General features: G+C 27.2%; 1 protein-coding gene. It reads left to right on the top strand.

What is annotated here, in order from left to right; genetic code table 11:
- Window positions 1-312: 312 nt before the first annotated feature.
- The gene (locus DK207_RS15580; protein WP_016543151.1) at window positions 313-1008 is read left to right on the top strand and encodes a hypothetical protein; all 696 of its coding nucleotides are present in this window, start codon (window positions 313-315) and stop codon (window positions 1006-1008) included.
- The last annotated feature ends 185 nt before the right edge of the window (window positions 1009-1193 follow it).

Here is a 1193-nt window from a genome sequence, read left to right on the forward strand (position 1 = left end):
CAGTAAATCTAAAACATGAGTAACGCATAAATTATATAATAATCAATTGCTTAAAACTAAAAGTGCTGCGCAGCACGAGGAGAAGTGTCTTTTAAAGCGAGCGAAGCGAAATTTAAAAGACACGGAAACGAGATATAAAAAATCTTTTTTGCATTCGCAAAAAAGATTTTTTATCTGCCCCACCATTAACAGCCATAAATTAACAGTTAAAACTAACAGAAGAGTAGTTTTTTTTGAAAACCTCAACTTATGACGATTTTTTTTTAGACTCTGTGATATACCAACATTTTCTTAAATGCAGATGGTTTAAAAATGGCTAGAACTAGATTAACAGTAGATGAAATGATTTTAAGTGTTGAAAAGCACTTAAAACAGATAGCAAGACGCACTCATTCAGATGAGTTAATACTACAATTGATTCGATCAAAAACTGCAAATCAATTTACAGAAGAAGACATTAAAAATTTGAGGAATAAATATCATAAAGTTTTAGAATTAAATAGATTAGAAGAAGTAATGGACACTATCTGCTCAATCAAAAAAAGTGATCGCTCTGATATTGAAAAAGACATTGTTGATTTTAGTGGATATGAAGACCCTTTCTCTCAGACTGATGAAAGATTAAAAATAGCCTTAAGGATGCTAAAAAACTACAATCGAAGAGTTCCTGATTTAATAAAACAAAAAGCACATGATGAAATCAAAAATTCATTTCATAGTTCTTATAGACAAGTAAAACAAAAGATAAAAGATCGAAAGCAAGAGAATCATGAGAAATTTTTTCTTGGAAGTGTGCTTATATCATTTTTTAAATCACAAAATATTGAAATGAATTATCTTGAGAATACACTTAAAATGATAGAGCTTTATCAAATAAAAAATTATTTTAGAAAAGAGCTGTTTTTAGAATCAGAAATCAAAGAATTTAAATTTTCAGAGCAAGGTAGAAGCTTTAACGACAAGAAAAACGCGATTTTATCTGATCCTAAAAATCCTTTTAAAAAATAAACAATAAAATTAAAAGATAAAGCAGTATACGTTAACTCATTTATTTTAGATGAGCTAAGCAGTCGACGTTGTTATTACCAACAACGAACAAAAGATTATTTACTGATATAATAAAAAAAATAAGTCTTTTTTTTGATTTTTTAAACATATCTCATCTTTTTTTTAATTAATTTGTTAAATTATAT

This window comes from Acinetobacter haemolyticus (assembly GCF_900406815.1).
Classification (GTDB): Bacteria; Pseudomonadota; Gammaproteobacteria; order Pseudomonadales; family Moraxellaceae; genus Acinetobacter; species Acinetobacter haemolyticus_A.